This is a genomic window from Curtobacterium sp. NPDC090217 (genome assembly GCF_044746705.1).
Taxonomy (GTDB): Bacteria; Actinomycetota; Actinomycetes; order Actinomycetales; family Microbacteriaceae; genus Curtobacterium.
Map to the genome: position 1 here is coordinate 527,572 of NZ_JBIVCR010000002.1, position 16,591 is coordinate 544,162.

General features: G+C 69.9%; 16 protein-coding genes. 12 read left to right on the forward strand and 4 right to left on the reverse strand.

Annotated features, from left to right (window positions below; translation table 11 throughout):
• The first annotated feature begins 20 nt into the window (after positions 1–20).
• The 8 genes from ruvC (at position 21) to ACIPJ2_RS10255 (ending at position 8,461) form a co-directional block, all read left to right on the forward strand.
• On the forward strand, positions 21–752 hold the full coding sequence (gene ruvC / locus ACIPJ2_RS10220) for a crossover junction endodeoxyribonuclease RuvC (protein ID WP_402728983.1): 732 nt from the start codon (positions 21–23) through the stop codon (positions 750–752).
• On the forward strand, positions 749–1,372 hold the full coding sequence (ruvA, locus tag ACIPJ2_RS10225; RefSeq protein ID WP_402728729.1) for a Holliday junction branch migration protein RuvA: 624 nt from the start codon (positions 749–751) through the stop codon (positions 1,370–1,372). Before ruvC ends, ruvA begins: the two co-directional genes overlap by 4 nt.
• Positions 1,369–2,406 (forward strand): Holliday junction branch migration DNA helicase RuvB, encoded by a 1,038-nt coding sequence (ruvB, locus tag ACIPJ2_RS10230; RefSeq protein WP_281264554.1) that lies wholly within the window; start codon positions 1,369–1,371, stop codon positions 2,404–2,406. The genes ruvA and ruvB overlap by 4 nt, the downstream gene beginning before the upstream one ends.
• An 82-nt stretch (positions 2,407–2,488) precedes the next feature.
• On the forward strand, positions 2,489–2,875 hold the full coding sequence (gene yajC, locus ACIPJ2_RS10235; protein WP_402728730.1) for a preprotein translocase subunit YajC: 387 nt from the start codon (positions 2,489–2,491) through the stop codon (positions 2,873–2,875).
• Between the two features lie 95 nt (positions 2,876–2,970).
• Entirely contained in the window at positions 2,971–4,725 is a 1,755-nt protein-coding gene (secD, locus tag ACIPJ2_RS10240) for a protein translocase subunit SecD (protein WP_402728731.1), read from the forward strand.
• Positions 4,725–5,723: a protein translocase subunit SecF gene (secF, locus tag ACIPJ2_RS10245; RefSeq protein WP_281264557.1), complete on the forward strand. Its 999-nt coding sequence runs from the start codon at positions 4,725–4,727 to the stop codon at positions 5,721–5,723. The genes secD and secF overlap by 1 nt, the downstream gene beginning before the upstream one ends.
• A 5-nt stretch (positions 5,724–5,728) precedes the next feature.
• Positions 5,729–6,067 (forward strand): rhodanese-like domain-containing protein, encoded by a 339-nt coding sequence (locus ACIPJ2_RS10250; protein WP_402728732.1) that lies wholly within the window; start codon positions 5,729–5,731, stop codon positions 6,065–6,067.
• 60 nt (positions 6,068–6,127) lie between these two features.
• On the forward strand, positions 6,128–8,461 hold the full coding sequence (locus tag ACIPJ2_RS10255; protein ID WP_281264559.1) for a bifunctional (p)ppGpp synthetase/guanosine-3',5'-bis(diphosphate) 3'-pyrophosphohydrolase: 2,334 nt from the start codon (positions 6,128–6,130) through the stop codon (positions 8,459–8,461).
• Between the two features lie 10 nt (positions 8,462–8,471).
• Here the strand turns inward: ACIPJ2_RS10255 and ACIPJ2_RS10260 are convergent, their stop codons facing one another.
• The 3 genes from ACIPJ2_RS10260 to deoC all read right to left on the reverse strand — a co-directional run bounded on the left by ACIPJ2_RS10260 (position 8,472) and on the right by deoC (position 10,900).
• Complete coding sequence (locus tag ACIPJ2_RS10260) at positions 8,472–9,011, reverse strand: hypothetical protein (RefSeq protein ID WP_281264560.1); 540 nt, start codon at positions 9,009–9,011, stop codon at positions 8,472–8,474.
• An 84-nt stretch (positions 9,012–9,095) separates the two neighbouring features.
• Positions 9,096–10,058, reverse strand: a complete 963-nt coding sequence (locus ACIPJ2_RS10265; RefSeq protein WP_402728733.1) for an ROK family protein — start codon at positions 10,056–10,058, stop codon at positions 9,096–9,098.
• A 110-nt stretch (positions 10,059–10,168) separates the two neighbouring features.
• A complete protein-coding gene (gene deoC / locus ACIPJ2_RS10270) occupies positions 10,169–10,900 on the reverse strand; it encodes a deoxyribose-phosphate aldolase (RefSeq protein WP_402728734.1) in 732 nt (243 codons plus the stop codon).
• 42 nt (positions 10,901–10,942) lie between these two features.
• Between deoC and ACIPJ2_RS10275 the strand changes: the two genes are divergently transcribed.
• Genes ACIPJ2_RS10275 through ACIPJ2_RS10290 form a run of 4 tightly spaced genes read left to right on the forward strand, consistent with a single transcriptional unit; the run spans position 10,943 to position 15,097 of the window.
• A complete protein-coding gene (locus ACIPJ2_RS10275) occupies positions 10,943–12,475 on the forward strand; it encodes an SDR family oxidoreductase (RefSeq protein ID WP_402728735.1) in 1,533 nt (510 codons plus the stop codon).
• A complete protein-coding gene (locus ACIPJ2_RS10280) occupies positions 12,472–13,059 on the forward strand; it encodes a GDSL-type esterase/lipase family protein (protein ID WP_402728736.1) in 588 nt (195 codons plus the stop codon). The genes ACIPJ2_RS10275 and ACIPJ2_RS10280 overlap by 4 nt, the downstream gene beginning before the upstream one ends.
• On the forward strand, positions 13,059–13,493 hold the full coding sequence (locus ACIPJ2_RS10285) for a DUF6804 family protein (RefSeq protein ID WP_402728737.1): 435 nt from the start codon (positions 13,059–13,061) through the stop codon (positions 13,491–13,493). Before ACIPJ2_RS10280 ends, ACIPJ2_RS10285 begins: the two co-directional genes overlap by 1 nt.
• Positions 13,494–13,543: 50 nt before the next feature.
• On the forward strand, positions 13,544–15,097 hold the full coding sequence (locus tag ACIPJ2_RS10290; RefSeq protein WP_402728738.1) for a stealth conserved region 3 domain-containing protein: 1,554 nt from the start codon (positions 13,544–13,546) through the stop codon (positions 15,095–15,097).
• Between the two features lie 348 nt (positions 15,098–15,445).
• On the opposite strand, the gene ACIPJ2_RS10295 is transcribed toward ACIPJ2_RS10290, so the two are convergent.
• Positions 15,446–16,405 (reverse strand): phosphodiesterase, encoded by a 960-nt coding sequence (locus ACIPJ2_RS10295; protein WP_402728739.1) that lies wholly within the window; start codon positions 16,403–16,405, stop codon positions 15,446–15,448.
• Between the last annotated feature and the right edge of the window lie 186 nt (positions 16,406–16,591).

Sequence of the window (16,591 nt, forward strand, 5' to 3'; positions counted from 1 at the left end):
CCTTGTCGCGCCCCGGGCCCGTGCTCCGCGTGCTCGGGGTCGACCCCGGGCTCACGCGGTGCGGCGTCGGCGTCGTCGAGGTCACCCCTGACCGTCGCGCCCGCATGGTCGCGGTCACCGTGGTCCGCACCCCGTCGGACATGGCGCTCGAGCAGCGGCTGGTCCTGATCGCCGCGGGGATCGCGGAGCAGATCGAGGAACACCGCCCAGACGCCGTCGCGGTCGAGCGGGTGTTCGCCCAGGCGAACGTCCGCACCGTGATGGGCACGGCACAGGCGTCCGGCCTGGCACTGCACGCCGCTGCGGTGCGCGGCATCCCGGTCGGGCTGCACACGCCGTCCGAGGTCAAGGCAGCCGTCACCGGGTACGGCAACGCGGACAAGAAGCAGGTGCAGGCGATGATCGCGCGTGTGCTCGGTCTCGCCGAGGCCCCGAAGCCGGCGGATGCCGCCGACGCGCTCGCCCTGGCCGTCTGTCATGCCTGGAGGCTCGGTGCACCCGACCAGGTCGGCGTGCAGTCCGGCAGTCTGACGCCGGCGCAGCGCGCTTGGCGCGACGCGCAGGCCGGGACCGGAGGGCGCACGGCGTCCTCGCCACTCGCACGCGCGGCGGCGGCCGCCGCGTCCGCTGGGCGCTCGGGCACGGGGGCACAGCGCGCCGCGTCGGGGACGTCGGCGGCTGCACCCGTCGACGCTGCCTCGCAGCGTGGCTCGTCCGGTGCGTCGGCGGCTGCACGTAGGCTCGGGGCATGATCGCGAGTCTCCGGGGCACCTGCATCGACGTCGCCGGGTCCGCCGTCGTGATCGAGGTCGGGGGAGTCGGCTACGCCGTCACGGTGACACCGGCACACGCACTCACCATGCGCCACGGCGCCGAGGTGTTCGTGCGCACGGCGATGATCGTGCGTGAAGACGAGCACCTGCTCTTCGGGTTCGAGTCGACCGACGCGCTGCGCGTCTTCGACCTGCTCCGCAGCGTGTCCGGGGTCGGCCCGAAGTCGGCGCTCGGTGTCCTCGGCGCGATGGACCCTGGACAGATCGCGAACGCCGTGGCGAACGACGACGACGCCGCGTTCCGGAAGGTGTCCGGCATCGGGCCGAAGACCGCCAAGCTCATCATCGTCGCGCTGTCCGGCAAGCTCACCGCCTTCGAGACCTCGTCCGCCGCAGCTGCTGCCGGTCAGGGCGCCACGGCGCACCCCGCGTCGGAGGACGTCGTCATCGCGCTCGTCGGGCTCGGCTGGCGCGAAGACGCGGCACGTTCGGCGGTCGACGAGACGATCGCGGGTGAACCCGGCGTCGCGGCCATGGGGACCCAGGCACTGCTCCGTGCCGCGCTCGGTGCCCTCCGCCCGACCGGGGCCGGCCGATGAGCGGCGGGATCACCGCGGCGGACGCCCAGTCACCGGAAGAACTCGCGTTCGAAGGCGCGCTCCGCCCGAAGTCGCTCGCCGAGTTCGTCGGCCAGCGCAAGGTCCGCGGGCAGCTCGACCTGCTCCTCAAGGCCGCAGCGATGCAGGACCGCACGCCCGACCACATCCTGATGGCCGGTCCGCCCGGTCTCGGGAAGACCACGCTCGCGATGATCGTGGCGCACGAGTCCGGTCGCCCCTTGCGCATGTCGAGCGGTCCGGCGATCCAGCACGCCGGCGACCTCGCCGCGGTCCTGTCGTCGCTGATGCCCGGTGAGGTCCTCTTCATCGACGAGATCCACCGGATGGCCCGCTCGGCGGAAGAGATGCTGTACCTGGCGATGGAGGACTTCCGCATCGACGTGATGGTGGGCAAGGGTGCGGGGGCGACGAGCATCCCGCTCGACCTCGCCCCGTTCACCCTCGTCGGGGCGACCACCAGGGCGGGCCTCCTGCCCAACCCGCTGCGAGACCGCTTCGGGTTCACGGCGCACCTCGAGTTCTACGAACGGGACGAACTCGAACAGGTCCTCATCCGCGCCGCACACCTGCTCGAACTCGACTTCGACCGCTTCGCGCTCCGCGAGATCGCCGGTCGGTCACGGGGCACGCCGCGCATCGCGAACCGTCTGCTCCGCCGCGTCCGGGACTACGCCCTCGTGCACGGCACCCGGGACGGCATGGCCGCGGTGCAGGGCGCCCTCGAGCTCTACGACGTCGACGAGTACGGGCTGGACCGACTCGACCGCGCGGTGCTCGAGACGATGCTCACCCGGTTCGACGGGGGACCGGTCGGCCTGAACACGCTCGCGGTCTCCGTCGGGGAAGAATCCGAGACCATCGAGTCGGTGGTCGAGCCGTTCCTGGTCCGCATCGGGCTCGTCACCCGCACGCCTCGGGGTCGGATCGCCACGCCGGCGGCCTGGCGACACTTCGGGCTCACGCCCGGTCAGCCGGCCGGTTCCGCCCAACCGGGGCTGTTCGACGACGAGTAGGCCCGTCTGCGGCATCCGCCACAGCCACGTGCCCTAGACTGCTACGGCCCGAAACCGAAATACCAGAGAAGGCATCGCAATCATGGGTCAAGAAGTCATCCTCATCGTCATCGTCGTGGCGTTCGCGGCCTTCATGTTCTACAACAGCCGCAAGCGCAAGAAGCAGCAGTCGGAGCTCGCGACCAAGATGGTCCCTGGAGCCCGCGTCATGCTGTCCTTCGGTCTCTACGGCACGCTCCTCTCGGTCGACGACGAGAAGGTCACCGCCGACGTCGAGATCGCGCCGGGGACCGTCGTCACCGTCCACCGTCAGACCCTCTCGCGTGTCGTCGACGACACCGCGTCGGACATCGAGACGACCGCCACCCCGGAAGACGAGCCGAAGCCCGTCGCCGAGTTGAACGGCGAGCCGGTCTACGGCGAGCGTGCGGACGACGCCGAACAGGCGAAGCGCAAGTCCGAGGACTGAACCACTCGGCCGTCGGGGCACACTCGTGACCCGGCGGCATCACTCCGTCCGCCGGCGCACTCGTCGACGGTCCTGACAGAAAGACGAGACGACCGGTGGCACGATCGACACCCGTCAAGAAAGCGCTGCGCTCGCTCACCTGGTTGGTGATCATCATGGCGGTCCTCGCAGGCCTGAACACGGCTGCGTCGATCCTCGCCAGCACCACCAAGGACGACGCGGGCAAGTGGTTCGAAGGCGCCAGCTGGGTCCCTCAGCTCGCACTGGACCTGCAGGGCGGCACGCAGCTGACCCTCGCGGCGCAGAGCACCGACGGTGACTCCGTCACATCGGACCAGCTCAAGCAGGCGGTGAACATCATCCGCCAGCGCATCGACGCCACCGGCGTCTCGGAGTCCGAGATCAACACGCAGGGCGCGAACAACATCGTCGTCTCGATCCCGGGCAAGCCCGACCAGCAGACCATCTCGCGCATCGAGGCCGCTGCGAAGCTGACGTTCCGCCCGGTGCTCTACACCGAAGCCGCGACGAACAGCGCCGTCGGCGACGGCTCGTCGTCGTCCGCGTCCCCGACGCCGTACTCGCCGCCGGCATCGCTGCAGGCGACGCCGAGCACGAAGCCGACGAGCGCGAGCGACCTCGCCTGGGTCACCCCGAAGCTGCAGGACCTGTACACCAACTACGACTGCAAGGCGCCGGACGACGTCACCACCGCGCCGGACGACCAGCCGCTCGTGACGTGTGACGCGTCCGGGACGTCGAAGTACATCCTGGGCCCGGTCGAGGTGGACGGCGCCAACATCTCGAACGCGACCTCGGGCCTCGCCTCCAACTCGCAGGGCACGACGACCGGCGAGTGGGCGGTGACCCTCGACTTCAACGGCACCGGCACGAAGGAGTTCCGGGCCGTCACGAACCGCCTGGTGTCCCTGCAGTCGCCGCAGAACCAGTTCGCGATCGTGCTCGACGGATCCGTCATCGAGGCCCCGCAGACCAACAGCGCGATCACGAACGGCAAGGCCCAGATCACCGGCTCGTTCACCGCGGAGTCGGCGAAGACCCTCGCCGACCAGTTGAAGTACGGCGCGTTGCCGATCAACTTCAAGGTCCAGTCGAACGAGAACATCTCCGCGACCCTGGGTACCGCGCAGCTCATCGGCGGTCTCGTCGCCGGCCTGATCGGGCTCATCCTGGTGATCATCTACTCGGTGATCCAGTACCGGGCGCTCGCGTTCGTCACGGTGCTCTCGCTCGGTGTCGCGGCTACCCTGACCTACCTGGTCATCGCGATCATGTCCTGGCGCGTCGACTACCGACTGTCGTTGGCCGGCGTCGCGGGGTTGATCGTGGCGATCGGCATCACGGCGGACTCGTTCATCGTGTACTTCGAGCGCATCCGTGACGAACTCCGTGACGGTCGGGCGCTCGAGGGAGCGGTCGAGTCCGGCTGGAAGCGTGCGCTGCGCACGATCCTGGCGTCCGACTCGATCAACTTCCTCGCGGCGATCGTGCTCTACATCCTCGCGGTGAGCGACGTGAAGGGCTTCGCGTTCACGCTGCTCCTCACCACCCTGATCGACGTCGTGGTCGTGATCCTCTTCACGCACCCGATGCTGCAGCTCATCTCGCGTCGCCGCTTCTTCAACGAGGGGCACCGGTTCAGCGGCCTCGACCCGACAGCCCTCGGCGCGGTCTACCGCGGTCGTGCGCAGTTCCGTGCGCCCGTCGTGGACGGCAAGCGCCAGCGGGCCGCCGGCGAGGCACAGCGCCGCCAGACGATCGCTGAGCGGAAGGCCGGCAACGGCGACACCACCGACAACGGCGGCAAGCCGAACGGGAAGGACAGCTGATGGCGAGCTTCAGCCAGTTCGGCAACGACCTCTACACGGGCAAGCGCTCGTACGACATCGTCGGACGCCGTCGCACGTGGTACATCATCGCGATCGCCGCGATCGTGATCTCCCTCGCGGTGCCGTGGCTCCGCGGCGGGTACCAGCTCGGCATCGAGTTCACCGGTGGGTCCGAGTTCACGATCTCCGACGTCAAGACCGTCAACCAGAACCTCGCGACGAACACGGTCGAGAAGATCGTCCCCGACGAGATCCCGCGCGTCTCACAGCTCGGGACGCACGGCATCCGCGTGCAGACCGGGCAGCTCACCGATGCCGAGACGACGCAGATCCAGTCCGCGCTGGCCGACGCGTACGACGTCGACAGGGGCCAGGTCGCGTCGACGTTCATCGGTGCGACCTGGGGCGCCGACGTGCTCGCACAGGCGATCCGTGGTCTGATCATCTTCCTCGCCCTCGCCGCGGTGTTCATGGCGCTGTACTTCCGCACGTGGAAGATGTCGCTGTCGGCGATGGTGGCGCTGCTCCACGACCTCCTGATCACCGCAGGTGTGTACGGCATCGTCGGGCTGGAGGTCACGCCGGCCGCGGTGATCGGCTTCCTGACGATCCTCGGGTACTCGCTGTACGACACCGTCGTGGTGTTCGACAAGGTGCGCGAGAACACCGCGCAGGAATCGCACCGGACGTTCGTCCAGTCGGTCAACCTCGCGGTGAACCAGACCCTGGTCCGCTCGATCAACACGTCCGTCGTGGCGCTGCTGCCCGTCGCGGCGATCCTCTTCATCGGGTCGTACGTGCTCGGCGCCGGCACCCTGCGCGACATCTCGCTCGCGCTGTTCATCGGCATCATCGTCGGGACGTACTCGACGATCTTCATCGCGTCGCCGATGTACGCGCACCTGCGTGAGAACGAACCGAAGATCAAGCAGGCCGACGCGAAGAAGGCCGCCGCCGCGCGCAAGCGTGCGGAGACCGCTGCGCCGGTCGAGGCCTGACCCGAATGGACGAGATCACCGTCGACGAGGCCCTGCGTCGCATCGAGGACGGCGCGCGTCTGTACGACGTGCGCGAGCCGGGGGAGTGGGACGAGGTCCACGCGCCCCAGGCCACCCTCGTGCCGATGTCCGAACTCCAGACCCGGTGGACCGAGATCCAGCCGACCGACGACCCGGCGATCATCGTGTGCCACTCCGGCATGCGGTCCGCCCGGGTCGTCGCGGCCCTCGAGCAGTCCGGCGTCCCTGCGGTGAACCTCGCCGGCGGTATGGTGGCGTGGGAAGCCGCCGGTGCGCCGGTGGAGCGCGCCGACGCCCAGCGCGAACGTGGTCACGAGCACTGACGACACGCGCGTAGTCTGGTCGGATCGAGTTCGGCCGGTTCGAGTTCTGGGAGACGCAGCATGACGGACATCCGTGAGACGTCGGCGCAGGACGACTCCGCCGCGAGCCGCCCCGGTCCGTCGCCGCTGCCGTCCAGCCCGCCCCTGGGCCCGAACACCACGGGCAACCTCGGCTCCCTCCGGTCCCTGCTGCCGCGCCTGTTCTCCCGCGCCCAGCCGGCCGGTGCTGTCGACACGCTCATCCGGACCGTCCGCTCGCACCACCCGAAGGCGGACGTCACGCTGATCGAGCGTGCGTACTCGGTTGCGGAACGCGCGCACGACGGTCAGAAGCGCAAGTCCGGCGAGCCCTACATCACGCACCCGGTCGCGGTCGCGCAGATCCTCGCGGACCTCGGCATCGGGCCCATCACGATCGCGGCTGCGCTGCTGCACGACACGGTCGAGGACACCGATTACCAGCTCGACCAGCTGCGCCACGACTTCGGCGACGAGATCGCGATGCTCGTCGACGGTGTCACGAAGCTCGACAAGGTCAAGTACGGCGACAGCGCCCAGGCCGAGACCGTCCGCAAGATGGTCATCGCGATGTCGAAGGACATCCGGGTCCTGGTGATCAAGCTCGCGGACCGCCTGCACAACGCCAGGACGTGGGGCTTCGTCGAGTCCACCTCGGCCACGCGCAAGGCCAAGGAGACCCTCGAGATCTACGCGCCGCTCGCGCACCGTCTGGGCATCCAGATGATCAAGCTGGAGCTCGAGGACCTGTCGTTCGCGGTGCTGCACCCGAAGCTCTACGTCGAGATCGACAGCCTGGTCAAGGAACGGCAGCCGAAGCGCGAGCAGTTCGTCCAGAACGTCATCGGGACGCTGAAGAAGGACCTCAAGGCCGCCAAGGTGCGCGGCGAGGTCATGGGCCGGCCGAAGCAGTACTACTCGATCTACCAGAAGATGATCGTCCGGGGCCGCGAGTTCGACGAGATCTACGACCTCGTCGGCATCCGGGTGCTCGTCCCCACGGTTCGCGACTGCTACGCCATGCTCGGCTCCGTGCACGCGCGCTGGACCCCGCTGCCCGGACGCTTCAAGGACTACATCGCGACCCCGAAGTTCAACCTGTACCAGTCGCTGCACACCACGGTCCTCGGGCCGCAGGGACGCCCGGTCGAGATCCAGATCCGCACGCACGAGATGCACCAGCGCGCCGAGTTCGGTGTCGCCGCGCACTGGAAGTACAAGCAGCGTGCCGCCGGTCGCGACGTGGACAGCTCGAGCGCGAACGACGACATGGCGTGGCTCGCGCACATCACCGACTGGCAGGCCGAGACCAGCGACCCCGGCGAGTTCCTCGACTCCCTCCGCTACGAGATCGGCGCGAAGGAGACCTACGTCTTCACGCCGCAGGGCAAGGTCATCGGGCTCCCCGCCGGTGCGACCCCGGTCGACTTCGCGTACGCGGTGCACACCGAGATCGGACACCGCACGATGGGCGCGAAGGTGAACGGTCGCCTGGTGCCCCTCGAGAGCTCGCTGTCGAGCGGCGACGTCGTCGAGATCTTCACGTCGAAGAACCCCGACTCCGGGCCGAGCCAGGACTGGCTGACCTTCGTCCGCAGCCCCCGCGCGCGGAACAAGATCAAGCAGTGGTTCACCAAGGAGCGCCGCGAAGAGGCGATCGAGCAGGGCCGCGATGCCATCGCCCGAGCGATGCGCAAGCAGAACCTGCCGCTCCAGCGGATCATGAGCCAGGACTCCATCTCGGAGGTCGCATCCGCGATGCGGTACGAGGACGTCTCCGCGCTCTACGCCGCGATCGGCGAGGGACACGTCTCGACGCAGTCGGTGATCGAGAAGGTGCTCGCCGGCGTCCAGACCGAGACCGAGACGGACGAACCGGAGCTCGCCTTCCCGCGGCAGGTCACGAGCCGGCAGCTCCGCAACAGCGACAGCGGCGTGCTCGTCCGCGGGGCGCCCGACATCCTCGTCAAGCTCGCGAAGTGCTGCACCCCGGTTCCCGGCGACCAGATCGTCGGGTTCATCACCCGCGGGCAGGGTGTGTCCGTGCACCAGGCATCGTGCACCAACGTGAAGTCGCTGATGAACGAACCCGACCGCATGATCGAGGTCGAGTGGGCGCCGTCGTCGAAGTCGGTGTTCCTGGTCCAGATCCAGATCGAGGCGCTCGATCGGTCGGGACTGCTGAGTGACGTCACCCGGGTGCTGACCGACCACCACGTGAACATCCTGTCGGCCACGGTGTCGACGTCGTCGGACCGTCTCGCGCTGTCCCGGTTCGTGTTCGAGATGGGTGACACGACGCACCTGGACCGCGTCCTCAACGCGGTGCGACGCATCGACGCCGTGTACGACGTCTACCGCGTCAGCGCAGGCTGACCAGGAGCGGTCACACCAGCTCGGCGAGCCGCCGTTCCGCCTGCCGCACCATCGGCACCGTCCCGAGCTGCCGGAGGCGGAGCCGAAGCGTCGACGGCGCGGTGTCGGTCGCCGCGAGCAGTCCCAGGACGGTGGGGGCGCGGACCGCCCAGTCCGCCGGTCCGGCGATCCGCAGCAGGTCGAGCGCGGTCCTGACCGGGGTCGTCACCCGGACGCCGGCGACGACCGCGACGTCGGATGGTTCGACGCGGACCTCGCGGACGCGTCCACCGCCCCGCTGGCGCACGCGCTGCCCGTCGTCGATGCAGGCGTCGTGGGGGAGTGGCGGTCGCGAGCACCCGCCCCAGATCCAGGCGGCGCTGCGGTCCGATGCGATGATCCGCTCGTCGCCCACGCTCCAGCGGAACGACGCCGCGCGCAGCCCCGGGTCCGTCGGTTCCGCGACGGACGCCCAGCACTCGCCGATCGCGACCAGGTCGCCGGCCAGCACCGCTGCGCGGAGTTCGGCTTCTGGCCAGTCGTCGGTGGTGACGAGTCGGGAGGAGCGCACTCGGTCATCCTGCCGCACCGGACCGGCGCGGCGGAGCCGACTGTGGACAGCAGCGCAGGTCGACAGGGGCCGGTTCGGGCCGGCTCAGCGCAGGACGTGGGAGCGGTGCACGAGCGCCGCGGCGCCGATGAGCGGCCCGTCCTGGGACAGCCCGGTCGGGACGATCCGCACCTTGGTCACGAAGCCGAACTCGACGCGTTCGGCGACGGCCTGCCTGGCGTACTCGAACAGGTCCGGCGTGACGTGCGAGAACCCGCCGCCGATCGCCACCACCTCGAGGTCCACGAGCGACGTGGCGGCGGCGATGGCCTGCCCGAGGGCGCGACCACTGCGCTTGATCGCCGCGACGGCGATCTCGTCCCCGGCGGCGTACGCGGCGGACAGCTCCTCGCCCGTCTCCCCGGTGAACCCCTGCCGTCTCGCCCACGCGACGGTCTTCGGCCCGCTCGCCACGGCCTCCAGGCAGCCGGTGCCGCCGCAGGCGCACGGGTCGTCGTACCCACCGCACTCGACGTGACCGATGTGCCCGGCGTTGCCGGTCGGACCGCTCACGGTCCGGCCGTGCAGGATGAGCCCACCGCCGACGCCCGTGGAGACGATCATGCCCATCACGTGGTCGGAGCCCTGCGCCGCACCGAGCCAGTGCTCGGCGAGCGTGATCGCGAGGCCGTCCATCCGCAGCGTCACCGGCGTCCCGGCCGGGACGAGCGCCGCGACGCGGTCGCGGAGCGGGTAGCCGCGCCAGACCGGCATGTTGAGCGGCGAGACGAGTCCGTGTTCCTCGTCGACGGGGCCGGCCGAGCCGATGCCGACACCGGCGAGCGTCGCGTCGGTCGGCAGCGTCGCGAGGGCGCTCGTGACCACCTCGTCGACGGCTGCCTGCAGCGCTTCGGAGCTGCGCAGCGGGCCGGTAGGGCTCCGGAACCGGGTCCCGGGCAGGACGACGCCCTGGTCGGTGACCAGGGCCGCCTCGACCTTGGTGCCGCCGAGGTCCACGGCGAGGGCGAGCGACCCGGGGTGGTCGGTGATGGGGTCGGTGTTCGACATGCGCGCTCCGATGCGACGGTCTGGAGGCTCGGAGCGGCTCCCGACGCGGCGTCGCGTCGGTCACGCACCGGCTCGGTGCTGGTGGTCGGGTGGGCCTGGTCGGCCGGGGGTCAGTAGGAGGTGGTGTCGTCGCCGACGCCGGAGGCGACGCCGGTCTCGACGCGGTGTGCGACCTCGTCGAGGATGCGGGCCGAGGCGCTCGTACCGATGCGGTCCGCACCGGCCTGGACCATCGCGACGAGGGTGTCGAGCCCTCGGACGCCGCCGGATGCCTTCACGCCGGTGTCCGGGCCGACCGTCTCGCGCATCAGGGCGATGTGCTCCGTCGTGGCGCCACCGCCGGCGAACCCGGTCGAGGTCTTCACGAAGTCCGCGCCGCCCGCGACGGCCGCGCGACTGGCGGCGACGATCTCCTCGTCGGTGAGGAACGCCGTCTCGAGGATGACCTTGACCACGGTGTCGCCCGCAGCGTCGACGACGGCACGCACGTCCTGCTGGACGCGGTTCCAATCGCCGGACTTCGCCGCGCCGATGTTCTGGACCATGTCGAGCTCGAAGGCGCCGTCGGCGAGCGCCTGCAGCGACTCGGCGACCTTGGCCTCGGTCGAGGTGGTGCCGTGCGGGAAGCCGATGACGGTCCCGACGCCCACTCCGGTGCCCTGGAGGCGCTCCACGGCGTGCCGGACGTCGCTCGGGCGGACGCACACGCTGAACACGCGGTGGGTCGCGGCTTCGTCGAGCTGCGCATCGACGTCGGAGCGGGTCAGCTCGGGCTTCAGGATCGCGTGGTCGATGAGTCGACGCACGGCGTCGGCGGTGACGGGGAAGGCTGCGTTGTCCACCCGACAAGCGTACCCGGAGGGGCGCGGCGTACCGTTCCCCGCATGCGCGTCCTCGTCACCGGGGCCACCGGCTACATCGGCGGTCGTCTCGTCCCACGTCTCCTCGAAGCCGGGCACGCCGTCCGCGTGCTCGTCCGTACCCCGCAGAAGCTCGACGACGTCCCCTGGCGGGAGTCGATCGACGTCGTCCAGGGTGACCTGCAGGACGGCTCGGCGGTGGCCACCGCGGTCGACGGGATCGAAGCGGTCTACTACCTCGCCCACGCGATGGGTGCCGACGGGGACTTCGAGGAGTCCGAGCGGGACGCCGCCCAGACGATGGCCACCGCGGCGCACGACGGCGGTGTCCGGCGCTTCGTGTACCTCGGCGGCCTGCACCCCGACGGGGAGCTGTCGAAGCACCTCCGCAGTCGGAAGGAGGTCGGCGACATCCTGCTCGGGTCGGGTGTGCCGACGATCGCGTACCAGGCCGGTGTCGTCATCGGCTCCGGGAGCACGTCGTTCGAGATGATCCGGCACGTCACGGACGTCCTGCCGTGGATGCCGGCACCGCGGTGGGTCCGCAACAAGATCCAGCCGATCGCCGTCCGCGACGTCCTCTACTACCTCGTCGAGGCGCTCGACATCCCGGCGGAGGTGAACCGGACGTTCGACATCGGCGGGCCGGACGTCCTCCGGTACGGGCAGATGCTGAACGGGTACGCGGTCGAGGCCAAGCTCCCGCAGCGGCCGATCACCGCGCTGCCGGTGATGACCCCCGGGCTCGCCGCACACTGGTTCAACATGGTGACGCCGATCCCGCGCAAGCTCGCGACGCCGATCATCGAGTCGCTGCAGTTCGAGTGCGTCCAGCGTGAGCACGACATCGACGACGTCGTGCCGCGGCCGGAGGGCGGGCTGACGTCGTACCGCCGGGCCGTGCGGCTCGCACTGACGAAGATGCGCACCGCCGAGGTCGAGACGAGCTGGCGGAGCGCGACGCTGTCGAGCACCCCGGCCGACCCGCTGCCGAGCGACCCGGACTGGGCCGGGCACACGGTGTACTCCGATGACCGGACCCGGCACACGTCCGCGCCGCCGGAAGCGGTCTGGAGCGTCGTCGAGTCGATCGGCGGCGAGAACGGCTGGTACTCGTTCCCGCTCGCGTGGGTCGCCAGGGGGTGGATGGACAAGATCGCCGGGGGAGTCGGCCTCAACCGTGGTCGACGGGACCCGAAGCGCCTCGAACAGGGCGACGCGCTCGACTGGTGGCGCGTCGAACGACTCGACCGCGGGCACTACCTCCGGCTCCGGGCCGAGTTCAAGTCCCCTGGTCGGGCCTGGCTCGAGATGACCGTCACGCCCACGGACGACGGCGGCTGCGACTACCACCAGCGGGCACTGTACTTCCCGCAGGGGCTCGCCGGGCGCCTCTACTGGTACTCGATCCTGCCGTTCCACGGCGTGATCTTCCCGGGCATGGTGGAGCGCATCACGGCTCGCGCCGAACGCGAGGCCCACCGCACCGACTCGACGCAGGCCAACAGCACGCAGCAGAATGGGTCTCGCGCGCCAGCGCACGAGGAGGCAGCATGAGCGACGACGACCGCGGACTGGTCCTGTTCCTGGGGGACAGCATCACCGCAGGAGGCACGTGGGACGAACGCTTCCCCGACGAGCGCACCCTGAACCTCGGCATCAGCGGGGACACCACGGACGGTGTGCTGGAGCGACTCGACGAGGTCGTGCAGGCCGCTCCCGACGCGATCGTCCTGCTCATCGGCACGAACGACTTCGGCAACCACCGCAAGAGTGCAGAGCACGTCGTACGGAACGTGGAGACGATCCTCGTGACGCTCCGCCGCGAGCTTCCCGGCGTCCGCCTGCTCCTGGTGTCGGTCCTGCCGCGCCAGGCCGAGTTCACACCGCGGATCGAGGAGACGAACCGTCACCTGCGCCAGTTCGTCGCCACCTGCCACGCGCAGTACCTCGACGCGTGGCCAGCCCTCGCCGACGGCGACCACCTCGCCGAGCAGTACACCGAGGACGGCCTGCACCTGACCGACGACGGCTACCGCGCGTACGTCGCAGAGCTCGGTCCGGCGCTCGAGCGGCTCCGCGGCCTGCCGCCGATGTCCCGCCCGATCACGGCCATCGAACTCGACGAGGCATCTGCCTGATGGCCGCACGCAAGGGACGGCCAGCAGTCGGGTCGTCGCTCCACTCCGCCGCGCCCGGTGCCCGCCCCGCAGCCGCCGCGTCGTCGGGAACTGCGGGGACGCCGGCGTTCACGCGCCCGGCCCTGGCGCCGGGGCTCGTCGCGGCCATCGTGCTGCTCGCGTGCATCGCGTTCCTCGACGCGCCGGCGTTCGTGTTCGTCCGGTGGGGTGTCACGGTCCTGGCGCTCATCGTGCTCGTCTTCGCGACCAGGGGCCGTGCTTGGTGGGCGGCCGTCCTGATGGCGGCGGTCGCGGTCTGCTGGAACCCGCTGGTGACGATCCCGATCCCCGGACAGGTCTGGGCAGCACTGCAGATCGTCGCAGCGGCGCTGTTCATCGTCGTCGGGATCCTCGTGAAGGTGCCCAGAACGACGGAGGAGCCGCCTGCCCGGTAGGATCGGATCGGTCGGGTGCAGCGCCTGACCACCTGATCAGAAGGGCATGGATGAGCAACGAGACCGAGCCGGAGACCGAGAGTCCTCTGCTGAACCCTCGACCGTCCTCCGGCGGTCTCGACCGCCCCGACATCGTGCTCCGGAAGGGTCGCTTCACCCTGCTGAACGGCCACCTGACGCCGCAGCAGTCGATGATCGAGGACCTCCTCTTCCTCGACGACGCGCTCACCGCGGCCGACGTCGACCACCTGCTCATCCGCGGGAACGACCAGCGCCCCGTCATCGCCGTCGACGAGCGAGACCGTCAGCGCGCCGAGTCGGCCGTGATGGACGCCGCCGTCGGCGAGCCGTTCTACGCCAAGCCGCCGGGAGAGCCGGCCGTCCTCGTCGTCGATGACGGGCTGGGCCCCGTCGACCAGCCGGTGCTCCGGGTGTTCCGCCCGCGCCTCGAGCCGCTCGGACGGCTCCGGTACGGTGCCGAGACCAGTGTCCAGCTCGAGTTCTGGCGGGTGACGGACACCGAGGTCCTCGCGCCGGTCGAGAACGCCCTGATGCGCAGGAGCCTGCCCGTCGACGAGTTCGTGCTCACCGACATCGAGCGGTACGGTCGCACCTGGCGCACCGTCGAGCACATGTTCGACGACCACGTCTCGGACATCCGCTTCCCGATCGACATCGTGTTCTCGTGGGTCGACGGCAACGCGATCGAGTACCAGCGCGCGCGTCAGGCCGCGCAGTCCTCGGCCGTCCTGGGGGAGGGTGACGACGCCCCCGCCCGGTTCCGGCAGATCAACGAACTGAAGTACGCGCTGCGTTCGGTGTACACGTACGCCCCGTGGATCCGGACGATCTACATCGCCACGGACTCGCCGGCGCCGGCCTGGCTCGCGGACCACCCACGTGTCCGGATCGTCCGGAGCGAGGAGTTCTTCGCCGACCCGTCGGTGCTGCCCACGCACAACTCGCAGGCCGTCGAGTCGCAGTTGCACCACATCCCGGGCATCAGCGAGCACTTCATCTACTCGAACGACGACATGTTCTTCGGTCGGCAGGTCGACCCCTCGGTGTTCTTCAGCCCGGGCTCCGTGTCGAAGTTCATCCTGGCGACGACCCGGATCGGCCTCGGCTCGAACAACCCGCGCCGGAGCGGATTCGAGAACTCCGCGCGGGTGAACCGACGTCTGCTCCAGCAGCGGTTCGGTGCCGTCACCACGCGCCACCTCGAGCACGCGCCGACCCCGCTCCGGTCCAGCATCATGACCGAGATGGAGCATGAGTTCGCGGACGAGTTCCGCGCGACGGCGGCGTCACGGTTCCGGGCGGCGGAGAACATCTCGGTGACGAACTCCCTGTACCACTACTACGCGCTGCTCACCGGGCGGGCGATCGTGCAGGAGAACGCGCCGGTCCGGTACGTGGACACGACGATGCAGTCCGGGCTCCGGGCACTCGACGACCTGCTCAAGAAACGGAACGTCGACTTCTTCTGCCTGAACGACGGCAGCTTCCCCGAGGTCTCCGACGAGGAACGCACGACCCGCGTCACCGAGTTCCTCGACCGCTACTTCCCGTTCCCGGCCCCGTGGGAGCAGCCCGAGGCGTAGCCCGCGCGCCCGCCCGGTACCGGCGCCCGCGCGGTGCCCGGCGCCCGCGCGGTGCCCGCCCGCCGGTCACAACACCCCGCTCAGGTCCGCCGAGCGGTCACGAACCGTCGGCTGGACGCGGTGCCGGCGACGAGTTCCGACCGCTCGGCGCAACCCAAACGGGGAGTCGTGACCGGTCGGGGCAAGCCCCCGGCGACTGCTGACCGGTCGGGGCAAGCCCCCGACGCCTGCTGACCGGTCGCAACACACCGCTCAGCTCCGCCGAGTGGCCACGTAGCGTCGCCGAATCAGATCGAGAACGACGTGTTCTGACCGCCCGGTGGAACGCACGCGGTGAGTCGTGACCGGTCAGCGGTGGATGGGGGAGAGGGGCACCGAATCGAGGGTGAAGACCGGGATGCTCGACGTGACCGGTGCCGGCTCGACCGCCGGCGGGATCACGACCCCGGCAGCGGCGAGTCGTGCGTCGGTCTCCGCGGCGGAGACGGGCTCGCCCACGGTGGCGTACTGTCCGATCGGCACCACGGAGTGGACGACGTCGTGGCCGTACACGTGCACCAGGTTGAACGACTGCGCACCGTCCTGGCCACGGGTCCCACCCCGGAACTCGTTGAGGTCCTGGGTGTAGCACGTCGCACTCGCCACGGACACCGGGATGCCCGCGAACACGGCACTGGTCGAGTAGTGCAGGTGTCCTGCGATGATCGTCAGGACGTCGCTGCCCTCGACGACCTCCGCGAGGGCGCGCTGGTCACGCAGTTCGACGAGGACGGCGAGGTCCTGCACGCTCGGTACCGGCGGATGGTGCATCGCGAGGACCGTGCCGTGCGGAGCGGGCTCGGAGAGCACCTCCGCCAGCCAGTCCAGCTGCTCCGGCGTGACGGTGCCGTAGTGCTCGCCGGGGACACTGGTGTCGAGCGTGATGACCCGAAGCCCGTTGACGTCGTAGACGAAGTCCACGGGCCGCTCGGTCGGCTGGAGTCCGAAGAGCTCCTGACGGAACGCTCCGCGCTCGTCGTGGTTCCCCATCGCCCAGATGACCTGGGCGCCGATGCGCTCGGCGGCCGGTTCGACGATGCGACGCACGCGGGCGTAAGCCCCCGGTTCGCCCTTGTCGGCGACGTCACCGGTGACGACGATCGCCTCGGGACGGGTGCCGGATGCCTCGATCTCCTCGACGATCTGCGACAACCGTGCCGCCGAGTCGACGTCACCGTACAGATCACCGTCCGAGGCGATGAGGTGCGTGTCGCTGAGGTGGAGCAGGAAGTGGTTCGGCCTGGGGTGCTCGGCCGTCCGGGGTTCCATCGGGTTCTCATTCCGTTGGTGGGAGCCACGAAGGACGCCCGTTCCAGATGCGTGGTGCAACACGTTGCCACACCGTCCTGGAAGAGTCCAGCACGTGTCGGTGAACCGCCCGTGAACTGGGGGCGGCGTGTCGGCGGACGCAGAACGCCCCCGACCACATCGTGATCGGGGGCGTTCTGGTGGGAC

Excerpts from the sequence above, each read along its gene's own strand:
- secF (WP_281264557.1), top strand. The coding sequence starts at position 4,725 with ATGGCGAGCTTCAGCCAGTTCGGCAACGACCTCTACACGGGCAAGCGC.
- ACIPJ2_RS10265 (WP_402728733.1), bottom strand. The coding sequence starts at position 10,058 with ATGTCGAACACCGACCCCATCACCGACCACCCCGGGTCGCTCGCCCTC.
- ruvA (WP_402728729.1), top strand. The coding sequence starts at position 749 with ATGATCGCGAGTCTCCGGGGCACCTGCATCGACGTCGCCGGGTCCGCC.
- ACIPJ2_RS10255 (WP_281264559.1), top strand. The coding sequence starts at position 6,128 with ATGACGGACATCCGTGAGACGTCGGCGCAGGACGACTCCGCCGCGAGC.
- ACIPJ2_RS10295 (WP_402728739.1), bottom strand. The coding sequence starts at position 16,405 with ATGGAACCCCGGACGGCCGAGCACCCCAGGCCGAACCACTTCCTGCTC.
- ruvB (WP_281264554.1), top strand. The coding sequence starts at position 1,369 with ATGAGCGGCGGGATCACCGCGGCGGACGCCCAGTCACCGGAAGAACTC.
- ACIPJ2_RS10280 (WP_402728736.1), top strand. The coding sequence starts at position 12,472 with ATGAGCGACGACGACCGCGGACTGGTCCTGTTCCTGGGGGACAGCATC.
- ACIPJ2_RS10250 (WP_402728732.1), top strand. The coding sequence starts at position 5,729 with ATGGACGAGATCACCGTCGACGAGGCCCTGCGTCGCATCGAGGACGGC.
- ACIPJ2_RS10275 (WP_402728735.1), top strand. The coding sequence starts at position 10,943 with ATGCGCGTCCTCGTCACCGGGGCCACCGGCTACATCGGCGGTCGTCTC.
- yajC (WP_402728730.1), top strand. The coding sequence starts at position 2,489 with ATGGGTCAAGAAGTCATCCTCATCGTCATCGTCGTGGCGTTCGCGGCC.
- ACIPJ2_RS10285 (WP_402728737.1), top strand. The coding sequence starts at position 13,059 with ATGGCCGCACGCAAGGGACGGCCAGCAGTCGGGTCGTCGCTCCACTCC.
- ACIPJ2_RS10290 (WP_402728738.1), top strand. The coding sequence starts at position 13,544 with ATGAGCAACGAGACCGAGCCGGAGACCGAGAGTCCTCTGCTGAACCCT.